General features: G+C 70.2%; 2 protein-coding genes. Both read right to left on the bottom strand.

Annotated elements, in window-relative coordinates:
* Nucleotides 1-90: 90 nt before the first annotated feature.
* A complete protein-coding gene (gene nrfD, locus VG296_RS12915; protein WP_349259545.1) occupies nucleotides 91-1,179 on the bottom strand; it encodes an NrfD/PsrC family molybdoenzyme membrane anchor subunit in 1,089 nt (362 codons plus the stop codon).
* The coding region (locus VG296_RS12920; protein ID WP_325565917.1) for a 4Fe-4S dicluster domain-containing protein at nucleotides 1,176-1,799 on the bottom strand (624 nt) is incomplete at its 5' end. The genes nrfD and VG296_RS12920, both read right to left, overlap by 4 nt.

A 1,799-nucleotide genomic window follows, 5' to 3' on the forward strand; every position in this document is an offset into this window, starting at 1 on the left:
CTTTGGGTCCACTCTGCTCCGTCATAAGAGTGTAGCCAAAATTCGTCATGCCGTTGGGGATACCCCGCTGCTGAGGGTGCAAACCGCCGTTCAGCCCGCGGTGGTGATCGAGTCGCCGGTGACGCCGGCCGCCCGGCGGGCCGCAAGCCTGCGTTTCTGCGGCTCGATCGTGTAGCGGGGGTGGCGGGCCGATTCCTTGCCCGCCTCGAAGACACCGAATCGGGTGAGCGCCGATGACGCCATCAGCGCCAGGCCGGAAAGCGCGGCGACGACGCGGTGCCGACCGCCGAGCAACGTCCCCAATCCGCCCGCTAGCGCGAGCCGTTCGCTCCACCGCAGCATCCGGCCGGGGTCGCCGTGATGGAGCGGTTCGGCGGCGACCGGGTCCATCCGGCGCTCCATGACCTTCATCGCGACCACGTCGCCGAGCACACCGAGCACCGCCAGCTTGCGGGCGGGTCCCGCCTCGGAGACCGGTGTGGTGATCATCGCCAAACCCGAGGCCGCCAGGCTCGCGGAGCTGACGAAGACGAACGGCAGGTCTTCGTGGGCGGCGTTCCAGGTCGGCGTCGCGGTGTCGGCGAGCAGCACCGCGGTGTAGACGGCGAGCGGTGGGCCGAACAGTGCGGCCTGAAATCCCGCGGGCCCTTCCACCGCGCGCAGCACGGGCCGCAACGGGCCCAACGGAAGTCGTTCGCCCGTCATTCGGTCGATCTCGGAGGCCGCGGCGATGCCGGCACCGGCGCTGAAAGAGCTGAGAATCCACGAGCCGAGGCTCATCGGCGAGGTCAGCTTGAGGGTCCGCATCATGTTGAGGAACCGCTCGGGCCGGCCCAGGTCCATCACCAGCGCGATCGCGCCGAGCGCCACCGCGGCCAGCGCCGACAACCGGGCGTTGCGGCGAAGTTTCGTGCGACCGGTCAGCTGGGCGCCCGCGGCCAGGAGGCCTGACCCACCGGTGAGGCCGCCCAGGAAAAGGTACGCGCCGACCTCGTGACCCCATGGCGCGGGCTTGACCACCGGACGCCCGTAGTACGAGCCGAACTCGGCCTCGGGGACCATCGGCATCTCACGCGAACCGTCGCCCCCGCCGCGGCGCCCCGTGCGTTGTCGGTTGCCGCCTCGTCCAGGGCCCGTCCGCTCCGGCGGGCGTAGGCTGTCGTATTCGGAGGTGCTCACCGGCTCCTCCAGAACGCCACCGCGGCAGCTCCGAACATGCCGGCCGCGGCCAGGCCGGCCCGTTTGAACATCTGGAGGAGGTCGGCGGTGCAGACCCGCGGGTCGGGCGGAAGGCCGTAGACCTCCGGCTCGTCGAGCAACAGGAAGATCGACCCCGTGCCACCGACGCCGTCGTGCTCGTTGGCGCCGTAGAGGCGGGCCTCGGTGCGGCCCTGGGCGTGCAGCTCGGCGACCCGTTCGCGGGCCCGTACCACCAGCTCGTCGTGATCGCCGAACTTGATCGAGGTCGTCGGGCACGTCTGGGCGCACGCCGGGGTTTGGTCGTCGACCAAACGGTCGTAGCAGAGAGTGCACTTCTGGGCGACACCGGTCACGAATTCATGGGCCAGACGGTCCGACCGTCGCGAGGGGGTCGAATACGTGCCATCGCTGCGGCGCTCGATCACGCCGAACGGGCACCCGGCGACGCAAGTGCCGCAACCGTTGCAGACGTCGTCCTGCACGACGACGGTGCCGAACTCGGTGCGGAACAGCGCTCCCGTCGGGCAGACGTCGAGGCAGCCCGCGTGTGTGCAGTGCTTGCACACGTCGGACGACATCAGCCAGCGGAACTCCGGGGT

This window comes from Actinospica sp., assembly GCF_035552695.1.
Lineage (GTDB): Bacteria > Actinomycetota > Actinomycetes > Streptomycetales > Catenulisporaceae > Actinospica.